Source organism: Shewanella sp. WE21 (assembly GCF_002966515.1).
GTDB classification, from domain to species: domain Bacteria; phylum Pseudomonadota; class Gammaproteobacteria; order Enterobacterales; family Shewanellaceae; genus Shewanella; species Shewanella oncorhynchi.
Map to the genome: position 1 here is coordinate 4,654,621 of NZ_CP023019.1, position 17,385 is coordinate 4,672,005.

Sequence of the window (17,385 nt, forward strand, 5' to 3'; positions counted from 1 at the left end):
AAATACTGTTTACCGTAACGGTACTATGCAATAGGAGTTCCACATGGAGATGTTATCCGGCGCCAGCATGATAGTGCGTTCTTTGATTGATGAAGGCGTAAAGCATATTTTCGGCTATCCTGGCGGTTCAGTTTTAGATATCTACGATGCCCTGCACGTTATCCCAGGTATTGAACACATACTCGTTCGCCACGAACAAGCCGCCGTACACATGGCCGATGGCTACGCCCGTGCCACGGGTAAAGTGGGTGTGGTATTAGTCACTTCAGGACCCGGTGCCACCAACGCGATTACCGGTATTGCCACCGCCTACATGGACTCTATTCCCCTCGTCGTATTATCTGGTCAAGTACCGAGCAACCTTATCGGTAATGACGCCTTCCAAGAATGCGATATGATCGGTATCTCTCGTCCAGTGGTCAAACATAGCTTTTTAGTTAAAGATCCCACTCAAATCCCTGAAACGATAAAAAAAGCCTTTTATATTGCCTCTACCGGCCGTCCTGGGCCTGTGGTCGTCGACCTGCCAAAAGATTGCTTAAACCCAGCGCTGCTGCACGAATATATTTATCCCGAAAGCGTGAAAATGCGCTCATACAACCCGACAACCTCGGGGCATAAAGGACAGATCCGTCGTGGACTACAGGCACTATTAGCGGCTAAAAAGCCTGTGCTCTATGTCGGTGGCGGCGCCATTATCTCAGGTTGTGATAAGCAAATTTTACAATTAGCTGAGAGACTGAATATTCCCGTCGTCAGCACACTCATGGGACTCGGGGCTTTTCCAAGTACCCACAAAAACAGCCTAGGCATGCTAGGGATGCACGGTCGCTACGAAGCCAACATGACTATGCATAACTGCGATTTGATCTTCGGTATTGGTGTGCGCTTCGACGATAGAACCACGAATAATGTGGAAAAATATTGCCCGAACGCGACCATTTTGCACATAGATATCGATCCCTCGTCTATTTCAAAAACTATCCACGTCGACATTCCCATCGTAGGGTCGGCCGACAGTATTTTAGACAGCATGTTGACACTGTTAGATGAATCGAACGAGCACAATGACAACGATGCCATCGCCACTTGGTGGAATGATATTGAGCAATGGCGCGGCCGCGATTGTCTGGCCTATGACAAAAACAGTGGTCGCATCAAACCACAGCAAGTGATTGAAACCTTGTATAAGCTGACCAATGGCGATGCATATGTAGCCTCTGATGTTGGCCAGCACCAGATGTTTGCCGCCTTGTACTATCCGTTCGATAAGCCGCGCCGCTGGATCAACTCAGGGGGTCTAGGCACCATGGGGTTTGGCCTACCCGCCGCGATGGGGGTTAAAATGGCGATGCCTGATGCCACGGTTGTCTGTGTCACGGGAGATGGTTCAATCCAGATGAACATTCAAGAGCTTTCGACCGCGCTGCAATATGATACGCCGGTTAAAATTATCAACTTAAACAATCGTTTCCTTGGTATGGTTAAACAATGGCAGGACATGATTTACTCTGGCCGTCACTCACATTCCTATATGGATTCAGTACCCAATTTTGCCAAAATTGCCGAGGCCTATGGCCATGTAGGTATGACGATCAGCGATCCCGCCGAACTTGAGTCAAAAATGGCAGAAGCGCTGGCGATGAAAGACAGACTGGTCTTTATCGACATTATGGTGGATGAAACTGAGCACGTGTACCCCATGTTGATCCGTGGTGGTGCGATGAATGAAATGTGGCTGACCAAGACGGAGAAATGCTAATGCGTCGAATTATATCTGTATTATTAGAAAACCAATCCGGCGCCTTGTCTCGTGTGGTCGGTTTGTTTTCACAGCGCGGTTATAACATTGAAAGTTTAACGGTGGCGCCAACGGACGATATCACACTGTCGCGGCTTAACATCACGGTCGTTGCCGACGAAATGGTGTTAGAACAAATAGAGAAGCAGCTACATAAACTCATCGATGTGTTAAAAGTTTCGAATATTACCGAGTCTGCTTATATTGAACGGGAATTAGCCCTTATCAAGGTCCGCGCCCAGGGCGAGTTTAGGGAAGAAGTTAAACGGATGGCGGACATTTTCCGCGGCCAAATTGTCGATGTCACCGCCAATTTATATACCATCCAAATGGTCGGCACATCAGAGAAACTCGATGCGTTTATCCATGCGCTAGGTGAAGTAACTAAATTGGTCGAAGTCTCTCGCTCCGGTGTGGTGGGTTTGGCTCGCGGAGAAAAGGCCATGAAAGCGTAGCTTTCTCACGGAAATCTCGCGGACATTTTTGCGTGAACACAAAAACATCAAGGGGAGCATTATGCTCCCCTTGTTTTTAGCTGGTTACCACAGTGTCAATTATGACTGGCTGTCTAGCAAGCGCGATGAAGTGATCTCAATTTTGCGTGGTTTCAATGCTTCAGGGATTTCACGCACTAAATCAATATTGAGTAAGCCATTTTCTAAACTTGCGCCGAGCACAGTGACATAGTCTGCCAGTTGGAAAGTGCGCTCAAAACCGCGTTCCGCTATGCCTTGGTACAAGTATTTACGCTCGGTTTGGCTTTCAGCTTTATTGCCTTTCACCAGTAATTTCTCACCTTCACTGCTGATCTCAAGTTCATTCATTGAGAATCCGGCCACGGCCATAGTAATGCGATAGCGATTTTCGCCTAATAATTCAATGTTATATGGGGGATAGCCAGTATTGCCATTATTAGCGGCGGCATGTTCTGCCAGCTGAGCTAAACGGTCAAAACCAATGGCACTACGGTACAGGGGAGCTAGATCATAATTACGCATATTCATATCCTTGTCTTAAGCAATATGGAGAATTGGCGGACGGTTTTCATGATGAAAACGCTTGTAGAGTCTGCCGAGTTAAATCTTCTGTCCTTACGGCACAGAATTCACACTAGGATCCTCATCGAGCGATCCTGAAATAGATATAAGGACGGGAGAGAAAATTTCAAGCAAGAAAATTAAAAAAATGTGCAAAATTTAAAAAGACCAACAAAAACAAACTCTTATTAATTTTAATACTTTGAATTGACGTGTGATTTGTATAGACGTATTAGCGTTATTGCAACACGGAAATCTATATTCGCTAAATTGCAGCCAATAAAAAAGGAGCCTAGGCTCCTTTTCAGTCTTAGCATCGAATTAACGAGTGCGTGGACACAATTCTTCAGCGCTGAAGAAGTAAGCAATTTCACGAGCAGCAGATTCAACAGCATCTGAACCGTGAGCCGCGTTTTCGTCAATGCTTTCTGCGAAATCAGCACGGATAGTACCAGGAGCTGCTTGAGCTGGGTTAGTTGCACCTAAAATTTCACGGTGAGCTAAAACAGCGTTTTCGCCTTCTAATACTTGGACCATGATAGGACCAGAAGTCATGAATGCAACCAGAGCACCGAAGAAGCCGCGCTCGCTATGCTCAGCATAGAAACCTTCAGCTTGTTCTTTGGTCAGGTGTAACATTTTTGATGCAACGATCTTAAGACCAGCAGTTTCAAAACGATTGTAGATAGCACCGATGTGGTTTTTTGCAACAGCATCTGGCTTGATAATAGAAAATGTGCGTTCGATCGCCATAACTAGCTTCCTTTGTCAGCAAGTTTAAAAAATTCGCGCGGATTATACGAAATTTAAAAGCTAAATCCTATCTTTATAGCAAATTAGTCTGAGATATTGCGCACATTCGCTTTATTCGTAATCAGTTTGATCACACAAAATACCCCGCTAGGAGGATAAATCCTTAGCAGGGTTCATTAACTCATTAAAAAATGGGATTATTTTTTGTTTTTTGCCCAAATACCTGCCCATGCAATCAAAGCGACTAAAATGACTGCGGGTGCAAGATCTAACAAGTGATGGAATAAACCGACACCGCCATGACCTGGATGAGCCCAAGCCATTGAAGGGACAAGCATACATAACAATACAAGCAAAAGTTTCATGTGAACATCCTTGCAGTTGCGATAATAAAGTTAAGCCATATAAATGCCTTAACCAATATACAACAAATTACGATATCCACTGGAAATGAACTTGACTGTGATCAAACTCTCGCCAAATATTCTCTGCGCCACTGCAAATACGTGAGGTAAATCACCTTAGTTAATCTTCTGAAGGACAAGATGCCTCACATAAAAAGCCGTACCACAACTGTGCTCACTACTTTTCATCAATCCAACACTGCTGAATTGCTTCCAGTATTTTTTCATTGCAATGCTTAGGATCATCTGCAAAATCATTCAAAGCTAACACCCACTCATACAGTTGGGTGAAATGCAGCTGAGTGGGATTCACCTCTGGGTGTGCTTCGAGTAATTCCAACGCAATATCTAACGAATCTATCCAAGTTAATGTCATCGTTTTCCCCTATTCGGTTCGCTTGAATGGGTAAGCTAGTGCTTAACGCCGTTACCCATAAGGAGGTGAATCAAGTGTTGATATTCCGTAGTCAATACTCGACACCAAGGGTGCTAACCCTGTGCTTGCGTCACCTTTTTTACTTTAATCGCATTTTTTTCAACAAAATCAATAATAGCACCCGCCACATCTTTCGTGGTGGCGCCTTCAATCCCCTCAAGCCCTGGTGAGGAGTTCACTTCCATGATCACTGGACCGTGGTTTGAGCGTAACAAATCAACCCCTGCCACATTCAATCCCATCGTCTTCGCCGCACGAATAGCTACAGAGCGCTCTTCAGGAGTCAGTTTGACTAAACTCGCCGTGCCACCACGGTGCAAATTAGAGCGAAACTCACCGGGCATAGCTTGACGTTTCATGGCGGCAATCACTTTATCACCGAGCACGAAACAGCGAATGTCTGCGCCGTTGGCTTCTTTGATATATTCCTGCACCATGATGTTGGCTTTAAGGCCCATAAAGGCTTCAATCACGCTCTCAGCCGCTTTGCGGGTCTCGGCTAATACCACGCCAATGCCTTGAGTGCCTTCGAGTAATTTAATCACCAGAGGCGCGCCACCCACCATATCAATTAAGTCTGGAATATCACTCGGTTTATTGGCAAAACCGGTAATAGGCAAACCAATACCGCGGCGTGACATCAGCTGCATAGAACGCAATTTGTCCCGTGAGCGGGAAATTCCAACTGAATCATTTAAGGCATAGACGCCCATCATCTCAAATTGGCGCAACACCGCCGAACCATAAAAGGTAATCGACGCCCCAATACGGGGGATCACGGCATCAAATGCAGGTAACTCTCGCCCGCCAATGTGGATACTCGATTGCCGCATGTTGATATTCATATAACATTCAAGGGGATTGATTACGTGTACTTCATGACCACGTAATTGAGCCGCTTCAACGAGTCGCTTCGTTGAATATAACTCTGGCCCTTGCGATAAAATCGCTATTCTCATTTGGTCTCCGGCAACCATTAATTTTGAGCGCATAATACGCCTGCGCAAGGATAAATCAAACAACTAGAGGCATAGACAAGATTAGTTGCACAAATGCTCAACGCCAAAAGCAAAAAACCAGTCACGTGGACTGGTTTTAATCATTATCGAAGCAATATTAATTGCCTTCGCTAACCATGTTAACCGTGTATTTAGGGATCTCAATCACCATGTCAGTGTCGACCACTTTAGCCTGACAAGATAGACGGCTTTCGGGCTCGAGTCCCCATGCTTTGTCTAACATGTCATCTTCTAGCTCATCACTTGGCTCAAGATCATTAAAGCCTTCACGCACGATACAGTGGCACGTCGTGCAAGCACAGGACTTTTCACAGGCATGCTCGATATTGATGCCATTACGCAGCGCAACATCGAGAATGGTCTCACCAACATTCGCCTCAAGCACAGCGCCATCAGGGCACAACTCGGCATGGGGAAGAAAGACTAATTGGGGCATTACATCACCTATATGTTGTCGATCGACTGGCCTTTGAATGCCACTCGAATAGAATTGTCCATACGTCTGGCAGCAAAATCTTGGGTTTGCTCATCCAGTTTTTCAATCGCGAGCTTAATCGCATCGGCATCATCGCCCGCGGCAACTTGCGCCACATTGGCCATAGTAGCATCGATCTGAGCACGCTCATCGGCATTCAGCAAATCGCCATCCTTCGCTAACGCGGCATGTAAAGACTCGAGTACCCTCGCCGCCTCCACTTGCTGCTCGGCCAGCATACGACGACCGATATCGTCTTTGGCATACTTCATCGAATCTTTCAGCATAGTGGCAATTTCAGTATCCGATAAACCAAAAGACGGCTTAACTTGAATACTAGACTGCACGCCGGTGGACTTCTCCATCGCCGTCACGCTAAGTAAACCATCGGCATCCACTTGGAAAGTCACACGAATATGCGCAGCGCCAGCGGCTAACGGCGGAATACCTTTTAAGGTAAAACGCGCCAGTGAGCGGCAATCGGCAACGAGCTCACGCTCACCTTGCACCACATGGAATGCCATGGCCGTTTGACCATCTTTAAACGTGGTAAATTCCTGCGCCCGTGCAACCGGAATCGTGGTATTACGCGAAACCACTTTTTCCACTAAGCCGCCCATGGTCTCTATGCCTAATGACAAAGGGATCACATCGAGCAATAACAAATCCGATTCGGGTTTGTTACCCACTAAAATGTCGGCTTGAATGGCCGCACCAATGGCGACAACACGATCGGGATCGATAGACGTCAGGGGTGGTTTACCGAAGAAAGCTTCGACCTGTTCACGCACTAATGGCACGCGCGTTGAACCGCCAACCATCACAGTTTCAAGCACTTCATCCGTCGTCACGCCCGCATCACGCAGGGTACGGCGACAGCTGGCAATCGTCTTTTTCACCAATGCCGTAATCATGGCATCAAATTCAGCTTTAGTAACGATTTGCGTCAGTTCAGTCCCATCGGCAAGGATCACTTTTGCTTCAGTTTCTGCAGCATCCGTTAAGGCTTCTTTGACTCGACGCGATTCAATCAACAGTTGACGGCTTAATTGTGAGTCGATGTCGCTAAGCTGCCACACTTGTTGCATATGTGCTTGGAGTAAATGATCGAAATCATCGCCACCAAGCGCTGAGTCACCACCGGTGGCTAACACTTCGAATACACCGCGATTCAAGCGCAAAATAGAAATATCGAAAGTACCGCCGCCTAAATCATAGATGGCAATCACGCCCTCTTGCTTAGAATCTAAGCCATAGGCAATCGCAGCAGCCGTCGGTTCATTCAACAAACGTAGCACTTTAACACCCAGCAAAGCTGCGGCATCTTTTGTGCCTTGGCGCTGAGCATCGTCGAAATACGCAGGCACAGTGATCACCACACCTTGCAGTTCGCCACCTAAGGTTTTTTCAGCGCGGGCGATCAGCGGACGTAAAATCTCCGCAGACACTTGCACGGGATTCACTTGGCCTTGGGGAGTCACAAATAAAGGTAAACCGTTTTCGCTTTCGGCAAACTCGTAGGGCAATGATTGCTCGCCAGCTTTAATATCCGCTAGGCTGCGGCCCATAAAACGCTTTACCGAAACGATCGTGTTTTGCGGATCCTGCGCCGAACTCAACGCCGCAAGTGCGCCGACTTCGACTGAATCTTGGGTATAACGCACGATAGAAGGTAATGAATGCTGTCCAAGTTCGTCCGGCAGGGTTGCCGTCTCTCCACTTCGAACGGCCGCCACCAAAGAATTGGTCGTACCTAAATCGATGCCAACGGCAAGTCTATGTTGGTGCGGCGCGGCACTTTGACCGGGCTCAGCTATCTGCAAAAGGGCCATATATATCCAACTTAGTAATGCCAACTCAAGCGTACTTGAGTCAGCAAAGTAACATAAACACGGAAAATCAATCTAACAGAGCGTCTTCGACTCTGGTCAACTCGTCGTGTAATTTTGCCATAAATTTGAGTTTGCGAACTTGATCCGCCGCTAACAATGCGTCTTCAGCCTGCTCACTGGTTAACAGTTGAGTCAATTGCTGAGTGAGTTGCGCGCGGTACTGCGCAAAAGATTGATATAGCTCGTCAATACTCGCTTGAGGATCGGCACTATCGCGTATATCTTCTAACGCCTCACGCCATTCCATTTGCTGCATCAAGAAGCCAGTATCTTTCACTGTCGTGGTTTCATGGCTTAATTCAATTCCACGCAGCGACAACATATGCTCAGCGCGGCGAATGGGATCTTTTAAGGTTTGAAAACCATCATTGACTTGCGCCGTGCGCTGCACCGACAGCAATTTTTGCTGCTCAGTATCATTGGCAAATTTATCGGGATGAACCGCCCGTTGCAGTTCGCGATAGCGTTCTGCAAGTAAGGCGGTATCAATATCGAAGGCAGGGGAAAATTTAAACAGCTCGAAATAATTCATGCGTCAACTTTAGCGGTTAAACAGTGAAACTCTCACCACAACCACACTCACCTTTTGCGTTAGGATTATTAAATTGGAAGCCTTCGTTCAGCCCTTCTTTAACAAAATCCAGCTCGATCCCTTGAAGATAGATAAGGCTCTTGGCATCTATGATGATTTTCACATCTTCGATATCAAACACTTCATCGTCATCATTTAAAGAATCAACGAACTCAAGTACATAAGCCATACCAGAACAGCCTGATGTTCTTAAGCCGAGACGCAGGCCTACACCTTTGCCTCGGTTGACTAAGAAAGATCTGACACGATCGGCTGCCGCTGGGGTCATTGTAATCGCCATCTTAACTCCAGATGTTACTTAGCTTGTTTCGATTTGTACTCGTCGATAGCAGCTTTAATGGCATCTTCAGCCAAAATTGAACAGTGGATCTTCACTGGTGGCAATGCCAATTCTTCAGCGATATCCGTGTTTTTGATCGCCGCAGCTTGTTCGATAGTCTTGCCTTTAACCCACTCAGTTACCAGTGAGCTAGACGCAATCGCGCTACCACAACCGTAGGTTTTGAACTTAGCGTCTTGAATGATGCCATCAGCACCAATTTTCAACTGAAGTTTCATCACGTCACCGCAAGCAGGCGCGCCTACCATACCGGTCACGACCGAAGGATCGTTTTTATCAAAAGAACCAACGTTACGTGGATTCTCATAATGATCTATCACTTTTTCACTGTAAGCCATGGTACTGCTCCAAAATTATCTATTGTAAAGGTCAGAATTAATGATGTGCCCACTGAACTTGGTTCAGGTCGATCCCATCTTTAAACATTTCCCACAAAGGAGACATTTCTCTTAATTTATCAATAGATTGAGTAATAACTTCGATAGCGTGATCGATTTCTTCTTCGGTTGTGAAACGGCCGATTGAGAAACGAATCGAGCTATGTGCCATTTCATCGTTTAAGCCAAGCGCACGTAATACGTAGCTAGGCTCTAGGCTGGCTGAGGTACAAGCCGAACCCGATGAAACCGCTAAATCTTTCAGTGCCATCATTAACGACTCGCCTTCAACATAGTTGAAGCTGACGTTGAGGCTACCGCTAACACGGTCAATCGCATCACCATTGATATAGGTTTCTTCAATATGCTTGATGCCATTCCATAATTTGTCACGTAATGCACCGATACGAGCATCATCAGAGGCCATTTCCGCTTTTGCGATTGCAGCAGCTTCACCTAAACCTACGATTTGATGCGTTGGTAACGTACCGCTGCGCATACCACGCTCATGACCACCACCGTGCATTTGCGCTTCTAAGCGAATGCGAGGCTTACGGCGAACATATAAGGCGCCGATACCTTTAGGACCATACATTTTGTGACCAGAAATCGAGATCAAATCCACTTTAGTGGCTTGCACATCGATAGGTACTTTGCCTGCACTTTGTGCCGCATCCATGTGGAAAATAATGCCCTTTGAACGGCATAGTTCACCGATTGCATCGATATCGTGGATAACACCGATTTCGTTGTTCACGTGCATAATGCTAACAAGGATAGTGTCGTCACGCATCGCGGCTTCTAAACGTTCCATCGGAATGATGCCGTTTGCCGCAGGCTCTAAATAAGTCACTTCGAAACCTTCACGCTCTAATTGGCGACAAGTATCGAGAACCGCTTTATGTTCAGTCTTACTGGTGATGATGTGCTTGCCTTTCTTGTGATAGAAATGAGCAACACCTTTTATCGCTAAGTTGTTCGATTCCGTCGCGCCAGAGGTAAACACAATTTCGCGGTGATCGGCGTTAATTAACTCGGCAACTTGGTTGCGAGCAATATCCACCGCTTCTTCGGCTTGCCAGCCGTAGCGGTGTGAACGTGAGGCCGGATTACCAAAGATGCCGTCCATTGTCATGCATTGGAACATCTTTTCCGCGACTCTAGGATCAACAGGCGTGGTGGCGGCATAATCTAAATAGATAGGAAGCTTCATAACACACTCCGTACTGAGCAGTCTCTGGTGGAGGCTACATACAACGTACAAAAATTATTTTTATATATAACAAAGTGCCGCTATAAACTGACTCTTTGTTCCTTTTGCATAGTGTCTTGCTTAAGTGAGATAAATTGCACATCTCGCTTCTGCATCAAGCCGGCAAGACTGATACCATCTAAAAAATCGGAAATTTGTTTGCTTAAATCGCCCCAAAGTGAATGGGTTAAGCAGCGAGTTCCACTCTGACAATTGCCAAGTCCTTGGCAACGAGTCGCATCGACAGACTCGTCTACAGCATGGACAACCATGCCGACTGAAATATCATTGGCTTCTAGGCCTAAGCGATAACCACCGCCCGGTCCACGTACACTGGCAACTAAACCGTGTTTTCTTAGCTTAGCGAAGAGTTGTTCCAGATAGGAAAGCGAAATCCCTTGTCTTTCAGAGATATCCGCTAAGGGAACTGGTCCCGATGCTGAGTGGATTGCCACATCTAGCATAGCGGTTACTGCATAACGACCTTTTGATGTAAGTTTCATAACTACCATAGCTCCCGAACAGGTATGCATTATTTCAACATACCCGAGTAATTCAGTCAAGTATTAAACCTACTAAAACACTCAAGTATATGAGTGTGCACATAACCAATACCCTTTCATCTTGGTGGGGTATTTAACCTTTTTCTAGCCTAAGATTCAATGCTAAAGCGCCAATTAATCGACATCTAGCACGATATAAACGCAGGATAAAAGTGATCTTGGTACTATGGCGCGATCAAACTCAGGTTTGATCGCAATATGCGCCTTTACAACAGGATAAGCTAAAGTAAAACGCTAAATGAGACCCTTGTAAGGGTCAGCCCTTAAGCAAGTTAGACCGCTAAGTTGAACCATTTCTTGAAACTTAGATACTCGGATCAAACTCATCTAATGCACTATGGCGTTTTTCCGCCGCCGCTTTTTCTGCATCATTAAACTCGCCCATATCAAGCTCTGGCAGTTTTTCAGTGCAGACATTGCCACCCAGCCCTTGAATGGCTTGACACAACTCTTGAACTTTCGAGTCCATCAAATGCATGTGATCGAGCATCTGCCCTATTGCATTGGCCACCGGATCGGGATTATCCGGTGATACCGCGTACGCATCGAAGCCGTATTTTTTTGCCATCGCGCTGCGACGTTCAGTTTTCTCTTTCGATTGCGGTGACGGTGTTGCCACCACGCGCCCAGGAATCCCCACAACCGTGGTATCTTTGGGCACATCTTTCACCACAACAGAATTAGAACCCACACGCGCACCATCGTGCATGGTAATAGGACCGAGGATTTTTGCCCCTGCGCCCACCACCACGTTATTGGCTAACGTCGGGTGACGTTTCCCCGCCTGCCAGGTGGTTCCACCAAGCGTGACACCGTGATAAAGAGTGCAGTCGTCACCAATCTCAGCCGTTTCACCAATCACAACGCCCATACCGTGGTCGATAAAAAATCGATGACCTATGGTTGCCCCAGGATGGATTTCAACCCCTGTCAACCAACGGGAAAACGTCGATAAACAACGTGCCGTTAAGCGCCAATCGCGCTTCCATAGCTTATGGCTTATCCGATGCAACCAAATGGCATGCATGCCTGGATAGTTAACCAAGATCTCAAACGCGCTACGCGCCGCAGGATCACGGTGATATATAGATTCAATATCTTCTTTTAGCCTAGCTATCACGCCCATTGTTTATCCTTCGCGATTAGTGTTAATTATTAAGGTTTGGCTATTTTTCTTTAGAACCCGCCACTTTCTCAATTGACGTCAAAATACCCCTGAGGATATTCATTTCCTGACTCTCAATCCGTGCACGACTAAACAAGCGGCGAAGTTTCATCATCACTTGTCCAGGATGGTTCTTGATGATAAATCCAGTGGATAACAGTGTTGTTTCAAGGTGTGCGAAAAAACGTTCCTGATCGGCAGCCAAGGGATACTCAGTCAGCTCTTCTTCGGCAACGTCTTTTTGCGCGAGATGGGCAACGCGGGTTTCATAACAAATGATTTGTACGGCTTGTGCCAGATTAAGCGAGCTGTACTCTGGATTTGCAGGGATAGCCACATGATAAGTGCACTGTTGCAGCTCTTCATTGCTTAAACCATGGTTTTCACGGCCAAACACAATCGCAACAGGGCCTTTAAGTGCCTCGGTCGCTAATTTCACCCCAGCTTGTCTTGGCTCTAACATGGGCCAATCTAAGGTGCGACTGCGCGCGCTGGTTGCAATCACTAGACTGCAATCGGCAATTGCTTCAGCAAGTGAATCCACTTTCACAAGATGTTTCAGAATATCCGATGCCCCCGCGGCTAATGCTATGGAATGACCATCGGGCTCAACCCGGGGTTCTGCAAGATACAGAGTAGACAGACCCATAGTCTTCATCGCTCTGGCAGTAGAACCAATATTGCCGGGGTGCGAAGTCCCCACTAAAACCACTCGAATATTACTTAGCATGAAACAACTTAATTTAATTCATAAAACGTTGGGGACGAATATTATCACAGCCATTGCCGAATGCTTATATGAAAATCGGTATTTGATATAACTATCAAATCGAGTATAATACCGCCCGCTATTTTAACGTTCTTTAACATCCAGGGGATTGCAATGCATCCGATGCTGACGATTGCTGTACGCGCTGCCCGCGCGGCCGGCCAAACTATTATGCGCGCCTATACTGAACTTGACCGTATCGAAGTCAGTTCAAAAGGTATCAACGATTTTGTTACCAGTGTAGACAAGGAAGCAGAAGCGACAATTACTTACCAAATTCGTAAATCTTACCCTGATCACACTATCGTGGGTGAAGAGAAAGGCGAAAACCGCGGTGAGAATAAAGACTATGTTTGGATAGTCGACCCTCTGGATGGCACTAACAACTTTGTTAGAGGCATTCCCCACTTCGCGGTTTCTATCGCTCTGCAATACAAAGGCAAGACTGAAGTTGCCGTTGTTTACGATCCTGTCCGTGAAGAACTCTTTACCGCAGTACGTGGTAAAGGCGCCAAACTCAATGATTTCCGTCTGCGTGTTACCAACGTGAATGAATTAGCACCTACTATGATTGGTACTGGCTTCCCATTCAAGGCGCGTCAACACACTGAAACTTACATGGCTATTTTCGGCGAAGTCTTCGGCCAATGTGCTGACTTACGTCGCGCAGGTTCTGCCGCATTAGATTTAGCCTATGTTGCCGCGGGTCGTTTGGACGGTTTCTTTGAAATCGGCTTAAAGCCATGGGATATCGCTGCTGGCGATCTGATTTGCCGCGAAGCGGGCGGTACTGTGACTGATTTTACTGGCAACCATAACTATTTGGTTTCGGGTAACATCGTTGCTGGCTCACCTAAGGTGACCACAGAATTAGTGAAGATCATGCGTCCATTATTGAACGAAGGCTTAAAACGTTAATCGAGATTAACGCTTAGCTTTAAATAAACGCATAAAACAGATACAAAAAAGGCCAGTGGTAATCTCTTTAAGAGCGCCCACTGGCCTTTTTGTTTATGTGGTTTCATTCTAAAGCCTTAAGTACTCGAGTCATCAAGTCCTCAGTCGCCACAATATCGTATTTAGAAATAGTATAGTAATTAAGCAATAGTCATTGGTAAGAAAGGAGTGTCCTGAAAACATCTACACTGATTTCAGCCCAAATCGGCTAACATGACGAACAGCCGCTTATCCAGTTATCTACCCGCTAACGCTTGTGCTGGTGCAATTTGGCTCGCCTTCCAAGCGGGATACAAAGTCGCGATTAAACTCATCACAAACGCCATCACAATCACCAGTACCGCATCCGAAACATGCAATTCAGACGGTAAAAAATCGACAAAGTAAACATCGGCCGAGAGCAGTTGAATACCGAGTAACTGCTCAACTGAGCTCGCAATCGCACTTAAATTCAGCGCCACACTAATGCCGATAATGCCGCCAAGACCACAGCCAAGCAGACCGTTTAACGCACCCTGCACCATGAAAATCCCCATCACAGCCAAACGACTCAGGCCCATGGTCATCAAAATCGCAATTTCGGACGCTTTATCCCGCACCGCCATCACTAAGGTGGAGACAATGTTAAAGCAGGCAACACCAATCACGAGTACTAGAACCAAATACATCACAGTGCGAACTAACTGAATATCTTGATATAAATGCCCTTGAGTACGGGTCCAGTCACTGATATACACAGACTGCTTTTGCGCATAACCGAGTTCGCGCACTTTTACTGGTGCATCAAACACTTTATCGACGCTAATACGCACACCCGTTACACCGTTATTCATGTTCAAGATCTGCGCCGCGTATTGCAATGGAATATAAGCGGTTGTCAGTTCAAGCTCGCCGCCCAGATGATAGGTGCCTGACACCACAAAACGATGGCTCTTCGCCGCACGTAAACTGCCTGCCGCGTCGGGATCGATATCCTGCACATATAAGGCCAGCGTATCACCCACCTCAAGCCCCAACTTAGTCAATAAACTCTCGCCAAGGACGATATGATTCTCATCTTGGCTCAGACTCTGCCAGCTTGCATCACTCATAAACTGTGACAAAGTTGAAACCTTCGTTTCTTCTTTCGGATCAATACCCACCACGGCTAAGCCTTGAAAACCACCAGGCTTCTGCACTAAACCTTGCATGCGAATAAAGGGGGCAGCACCACGAATACCTTCAATTTGTAGTGCACCTTGCGCAACACTCTGCCAATTGACGATAGGTTCGTCCACCCCGACGATGTCCGCCTGCGGCACTACACCCAGTAATCTTTGCTCTAGCTCGCGCTCAAAACCATTCATTGCAGACAGAACTATGATCAATACCGCCACACCTAAAGCGATACCGGCAGTCGATGCAAAGGAAATAAAACTAATAAAACTGTTGGATTGGCGGGCGCGATAAAAACGCCAACCAATGGATAGGGCTAACGGTCCTTTCATACTTGGGTTTCCGCCGCTAATTGCAAGTAACCGTTTTTCATCATCAGTTGGCGGTCCATACGGGCAGCCAATTTATGATCATGGGTCACCACCACAAACGCCGTACCTAACTGATCGGCCAGCTCGCGGATCAACTCATAAACCGCATCGCCACTGTTAGCATCTAAATTACCCGTAGGTTCATCGGCCAGCACTAACTTAGGTTTATTAATCAACGCCCTTGCGATAGCGACACGCTGACGCTCGCCGCCCGATAGTTCGGCGGGAATGTGGGTCATGCGATGGCCTAGCCCTACCCGCTCCAATAAGGTTTTGGCATCGGCGAGCGCTTGTTTACGATCTTTACCTTGAATAAATGCCGGCATAGCGACGTTTTCTAGCGCAGTGAATTCAGGCAATAAATGATGGAATTGATAGATAAAGCCGAGATCTTGATTGCGGATCTGCGCTTGACGCGCACTAGACACTTGGTATAAATCTTCGCCTAGCAACAAAACTTTGCCCGCGGTTGGCTCATCCAAAGTCCCCATAATATGCAGCAGCGTACTCTTACCTGAGCCTGAACTGCCGACAATCGCCAACTGCTCGCCCTTGAACACCTGCAAATCGACATTAGACAACACTTGCGTGGTCACGGCGCCATCATGGTAACTCTTACTGACACTCTGCACTTGCAGTAACACGTCTTGCATTGAAGTTCTCTCTTAAACATGCTTTGGCATCAATTTATTTCATTAAATCAATGCATTAAATTATTTTAATCTTAGCAAACCATCACTCACGGATGAATACCCATGGGTGACGACTATTCGTAAAAGCTCACGGGTTTACTCGTATCTCAGCGCAGTTGCGGGTTGCACACTGGCCGCACGCAGCGCGGGATATAAGGTCGCCAACAAGGTGACCAATAGTGTGCCTATCACGATCACTGACAACTGCATCAACTCCAGTTTTACTGGCAAACTCTGTCCCGCACCTAAAATCGAAATGCCTAAGGTCGTCATAATGCCATTCAGATTCAAAGTGATAAGTATACCTACCGCGAGCCCAAGCACTAAACCAAGTACTGCATTGAGCGAACCCTGCACCACAAAAATGCCCATCACGGCGGGCGTGGTTACGCCTTGGGTTTTTAGCACTGCCACATCCGTGGTTTTATCGACCACCATCATCACCAGCGCCGAGACGATATTGAATGCGGCCACGGCCACAATCAGGCTCAGCATCAGTGACATCATGTTCTTTTCCATTTTTACCGCACCAAACAAGTGACCATAGGTATCACGCCAATCGCTGGTTGTTACCTTAATATCTTGTTTAGCGAGAACATCCTGCACTTTAGACGCTAAAGCGGGCGCGCTAAAGGGATCGGTTAAATAGAGTCTAAGCTGATCAATAGCCTCACTCGGTTGGCGCATCAAACGCTTTGCATCTTGATAATGGATATATGCAACGCCAGCATCAACCTGAGAGCCCATTTCAAAAATGCCAGATACCAAGAACTTACGTTGACTCGGCACTGGGCCTAATGGGGAGTACACCACACCATCGCCACTCAATAATCGTACCGTATCACCGGGAGCGACTTTGAGTTGCCGTGCGAGCTCAGATCCTAAAATCACCTTGAAGTCGCCACTCGCCAACTGTTCAAATGCACCTGAGTAAGTGTGCTGCGCAACGGAGGATAACTTTTGCGCTAATTCGGGAAACACCCCATAAACCTGCACAGCGCGAATATTCGACGCAGATTGCACCATGGCCTGCGTCGACACGCTCGGTGTAACGCCTAACACACCCGGTAAGGCTTTAAGCGCACTCGCCTGCTTTGTCCAATCGACTAACGGCGCTTCGCTATAAATAGTTAATTGCGGTACTGCACCTAAGATACGTTGCTTAAGTTGGCCTTCAAGGCCATTCATCACTGAGCTGACAACGATCAGGGCTGCAACGCCTAAAAAAATGCCCGACACGGCAAATAAGGTAATGAACGACGCGAACGCGTTCGCTTTTTTGGCCCGCCAATAACGGTAACCAATATAGAAAGGGAATCCTGGATTCATTGAAAG

The 17,385-nt window shown here is 46.8% G+C and carries 20 protein-coding genes; 3 read left to right on the forward strand and 17 right to left on the reverse strand.

All coding sequences use genetic code 11. From position 1 onward, the window contains the following. The first annotated feature begins 43 nt into the window (after nucleotides 1-43). Together CKQ84_RS20800 and ilvN are read left to right on the forward strand one after the other, a co-directional pair. Nucleotides 44-1,762 (forward strand): acetolactate synthase 3 large subunit, encoded by a 1,719-nt coding sequence (locus CKQ84_RS20800; RefSeq protein ID WP_105252618.1) that lies wholly within the window; start codon nucleotides 44-46, stop codon nucleotides 1,760-1,762. Continuing rightward, nucleotides 1,762-2,256, forward strand: a complete 495-nt coding sequence (ilvN, locus tag CKQ84_RS20805; protein ID WP_028759823.1) for an acetolactate synthase small subunit — start codon at nucleotides 1,762-1,764, stop codon at nucleotides 2,254-2,256. The genes CKQ84_RS20800 and ilvN overlap by 1 nt, the downstream gene beginning before the upstream one ends. Nucleotides 2,257-2,355: 99 nt before the next feature. Here the strand turns inward: ilvN and CKQ84_RS20810 are convergent, their stop codons facing one another. From CKQ84_RS20810 to trmJ, 14 genes are all read right to left on the reverse strand, one after another. After that, entirely contained in the window at nucleotides 2,356-2,799 is a 444-nt protein-coding gene (locus tag CKQ84_RS20810) for an Hsp20 family protein (RefSeq protein WP_028759822.1), read from the reverse strand. Between the two features lie 360 nt (nucleotides 2,800-3,159). Beyond that, on the reverse strand, nucleotides 3,160-3,591 hold the full coding sequence (gene ndk / locus CKQ84_RS20815) for a nucleoside-diphosphate kinase (RefSeq protein ID WP_006081848.1): 432 nt from the start codon (nucleotides 3,589-3,591) through the stop codon (nucleotides 3,160-3,162). A gap of 197 nt (nucleotides 3,592-3,788) precedes the next feature. After that, on the reverse strand, nucleotides 3,789-3,956 hold the full coding sequence (locus CKQ84_RS20820) for a hypothetical protein (protein WP_081729028.1): 168 nt from the start codon (nucleotides 3,954-3,956) through the stop codon (nucleotides 3,789-3,791). Between the two features lie 217 nt (nucleotides 3,957-4,173). Then, nucleotides 4,174-4,371 carry a Fe-S cluster assembly protein IscX gene (gene iscX / locus CKQ84_RS20825; protein ID WP_028759821.1) on the reverse strand — a complete coding sequence of 66 codons (198 nt, stop codon included), beginning with the start codon at nucleotides 4,369-4,371 and terminating at the stop codon, nucleotides 4,174-4,176. A gap of 113 nt (nucleotides 4,372-4,484) precedes the next feature. Further along, on the reverse strand, nucleotides 4,485-5,390 hold the full coding sequence (gene rimK, locus CKQ84_RS20830; RefSeq protein WP_006081851.1) for a 30S ribosomal protein S6--L-glutamate ligase: 906 nt from the start codon (nucleotides 5,388-5,390) through the stop codon (nucleotides 4,485-4,487). Between the two features lie 157 nt (nucleotides 5,391-5,547). Beyond that, nucleotides 5,548-5,886: an ISC system 2Fe-2S type ferredoxin gene (gene fdx, locus CKQ84_RS20835; RefSeq protein WP_006081852.1), complete on the reverse strand. Its 339-nt coding sequence runs from the start codon at nucleotides 5,884-5,886 to the stop codon at nucleotides 5,548-5,550. Nucleotides 5,887-5,894: 8 nt separating this feature from the next. Then, nucleotides 5,895-7,757 carry a Fe-S protein assembly chaperone HscA gene (gene hscA, locus CKQ84_RS20840; protein WP_105252619.1) on the reverse strand — a complete coding sequence of 621 codons (1,863 nt, stop codon included), beginning with the start codon at nucleotides 7,755-7,757 and terminating at the stop codon, nucleotides 5,895-5,897. Nucleotides 7,758-7,824: 67 nt separating this feature from the next. Continuing rightward, nucleotides 7,825-8,349, reverse strand: a complete 525-nt coding sequence (gene hscB / locus CKQ84_RS20845; RefSeq protein ID WP_012089341.1) for a co-chaperone HscB — start codon at nucleotides 8,347-8,349, stop codon at nucleotides 7,825-7,827. 16 nt (nucleotides 8,350-8,365) lie between these two features. Continuing rightward, the gene (iscA, locus tag CKQ84_RS20850) at nucleotides 8,366-8,689 is read right to left on the reverse strand and encodes an iron-sulfur cluster assembly protein IscA (RefSeq protein WP_006081855.1); all 324 of its coding nucleotides are present in this window, start codon (nucleotides 8,687-8,689) and stop codon (nucleotides 8,366-8,368) included. A 14-nt stretch (nucleotides 8,690-8,703) separates the two neighbouring features. Further along, complete coding sequence (gene iscU, locus CKQ84_RS20855) at nucleotides 8,704-9,087, reverse strand: Fe-S cluster assembly scaffold IscU (protein WP_006081856.1); 384 nt, start codon at nucleotides 9,085-9,087, stop codon at nucleotides 8,704-8,706. Nucleotides 9,088-9,124: 37 nt separating this feature from the next. Continuing rightward, entirely contained in the window at nucleotides 9,125-10,339 is a 1,215-nt protein-coding gene (locus CKQ84_RS20860) for an IscS subfamily cysteine desulfurase (RefSeq protein ID WP_028759818.1), read from the reverse strand. A gap of 80 nt (nucleotides 10,340-10,419) precedes the next feature. Then, nucleotides 10,420-10,881: a Fe-S cluster assembly transcriptional regulator IscR gene (gene iscR / locus CKQ84_RS20865; RefSeq protein WP_006081858.1), complete on the reverse strand. Its 462-nt coding sequence runs from the start codon at nucleotides 10,879-10,881 to the stop codon at nucleotides 10,420-10,422. A 364-nt stretch (nucleotides 10,882-11,245) separates the two neighbouring features. Next, nucleotides 11,246-12,067, reverse strand: coding sequence for a serine O-acetyltransferase (gene cysE / locus CKQ84_RS20870; protein ID WP_028759817.1), 822 nt, complete (start codon nucleotides 12,065-12,067; stop codon nucleotides 11,246-11,248). 40 nt (nucleotides 12,068-12,107) lie between these two features. Further along, nucleotides 12,108-12,836, reverse strand: a complete 729-nt coding sequence (gene trmJ / locus CKQ84_RS20875; RefSeq protein ID WP_028759816.1) for a tRNA (cytosine(32)/uridine(32)-2'-O)-methyltransferase TrmJ — start codon at nucleotides 12,834-12,836, stop codon at nucleotides 12,108-12,110. 153 nt (nucleotides 12,837-12,989) lie between these two features. Between trmJ and suhB the strand changes: the two genes are divergently transcribed. Next, nucleotides 12,990-13,793: an inositol-1-monophosphatase gene (gene suhB, locus CKQ84_RS20880; protein WP_028759815.1), complete on the forward strand. Its 804-nt coding sequence runs from the start codon at nucleotides 12,990-12,992 to the stop codon at nucleotides 13,791-13,793. Nucleotides 13,794-14,068: 275 nt separating this feature from the next. Here the strand turns inward: suhB and lolE are convergent, their stop codons facing one another. From lolE to CKQ84_RS20895, 3 genes are all read right to left on the reverse strand, one after another. Further along, nucleotides 14,069-15,319 (reverse strand): lipoprotein-releasing ABC transporter permease subunit LolE, encoded by a 1,251-nt coding sequence (gene lolE / locus CKQ84_RS20885; protein ID WP_105252620.1) that lies wholly within the window; start codon nucleotides 15,317-15,319, stop codon nucleotides 14,069-14,071. Beyond that, nucleotides 15,316-16,011, reverse strand: a complete 696-nt coding sequence (lolD, locus tag CKQ84_RS20890; RefSeq protein WP_105252621.1) for a lipoprotein-releasing ABC transporter ATP-binding protein LolD — start codon at nucleotides 16,009-16,011, stop codon at nucleotides 15,316-15,318. Before lolD ends, lolE begins: the two co-directional genes overlap by 4 nt. 135 nt (nucleotides 16,012-16,146) lie before the next feature. After that, on the reverse strand, nucleotides 16,147-17,379 hold the full coding sequence (locus tag CKQ84_RS20895) for a lipoprotein-releasing ABC transporter permease subunit (RefSeq protein WP_105252622.1): 1,233 nt from the start codon (nucleotides 17,377-17,379) through the stop codon (nucleotides 16,147-16,149). Nucleotides 17,380-17,385: the final 6 nt, after the last annotated feature.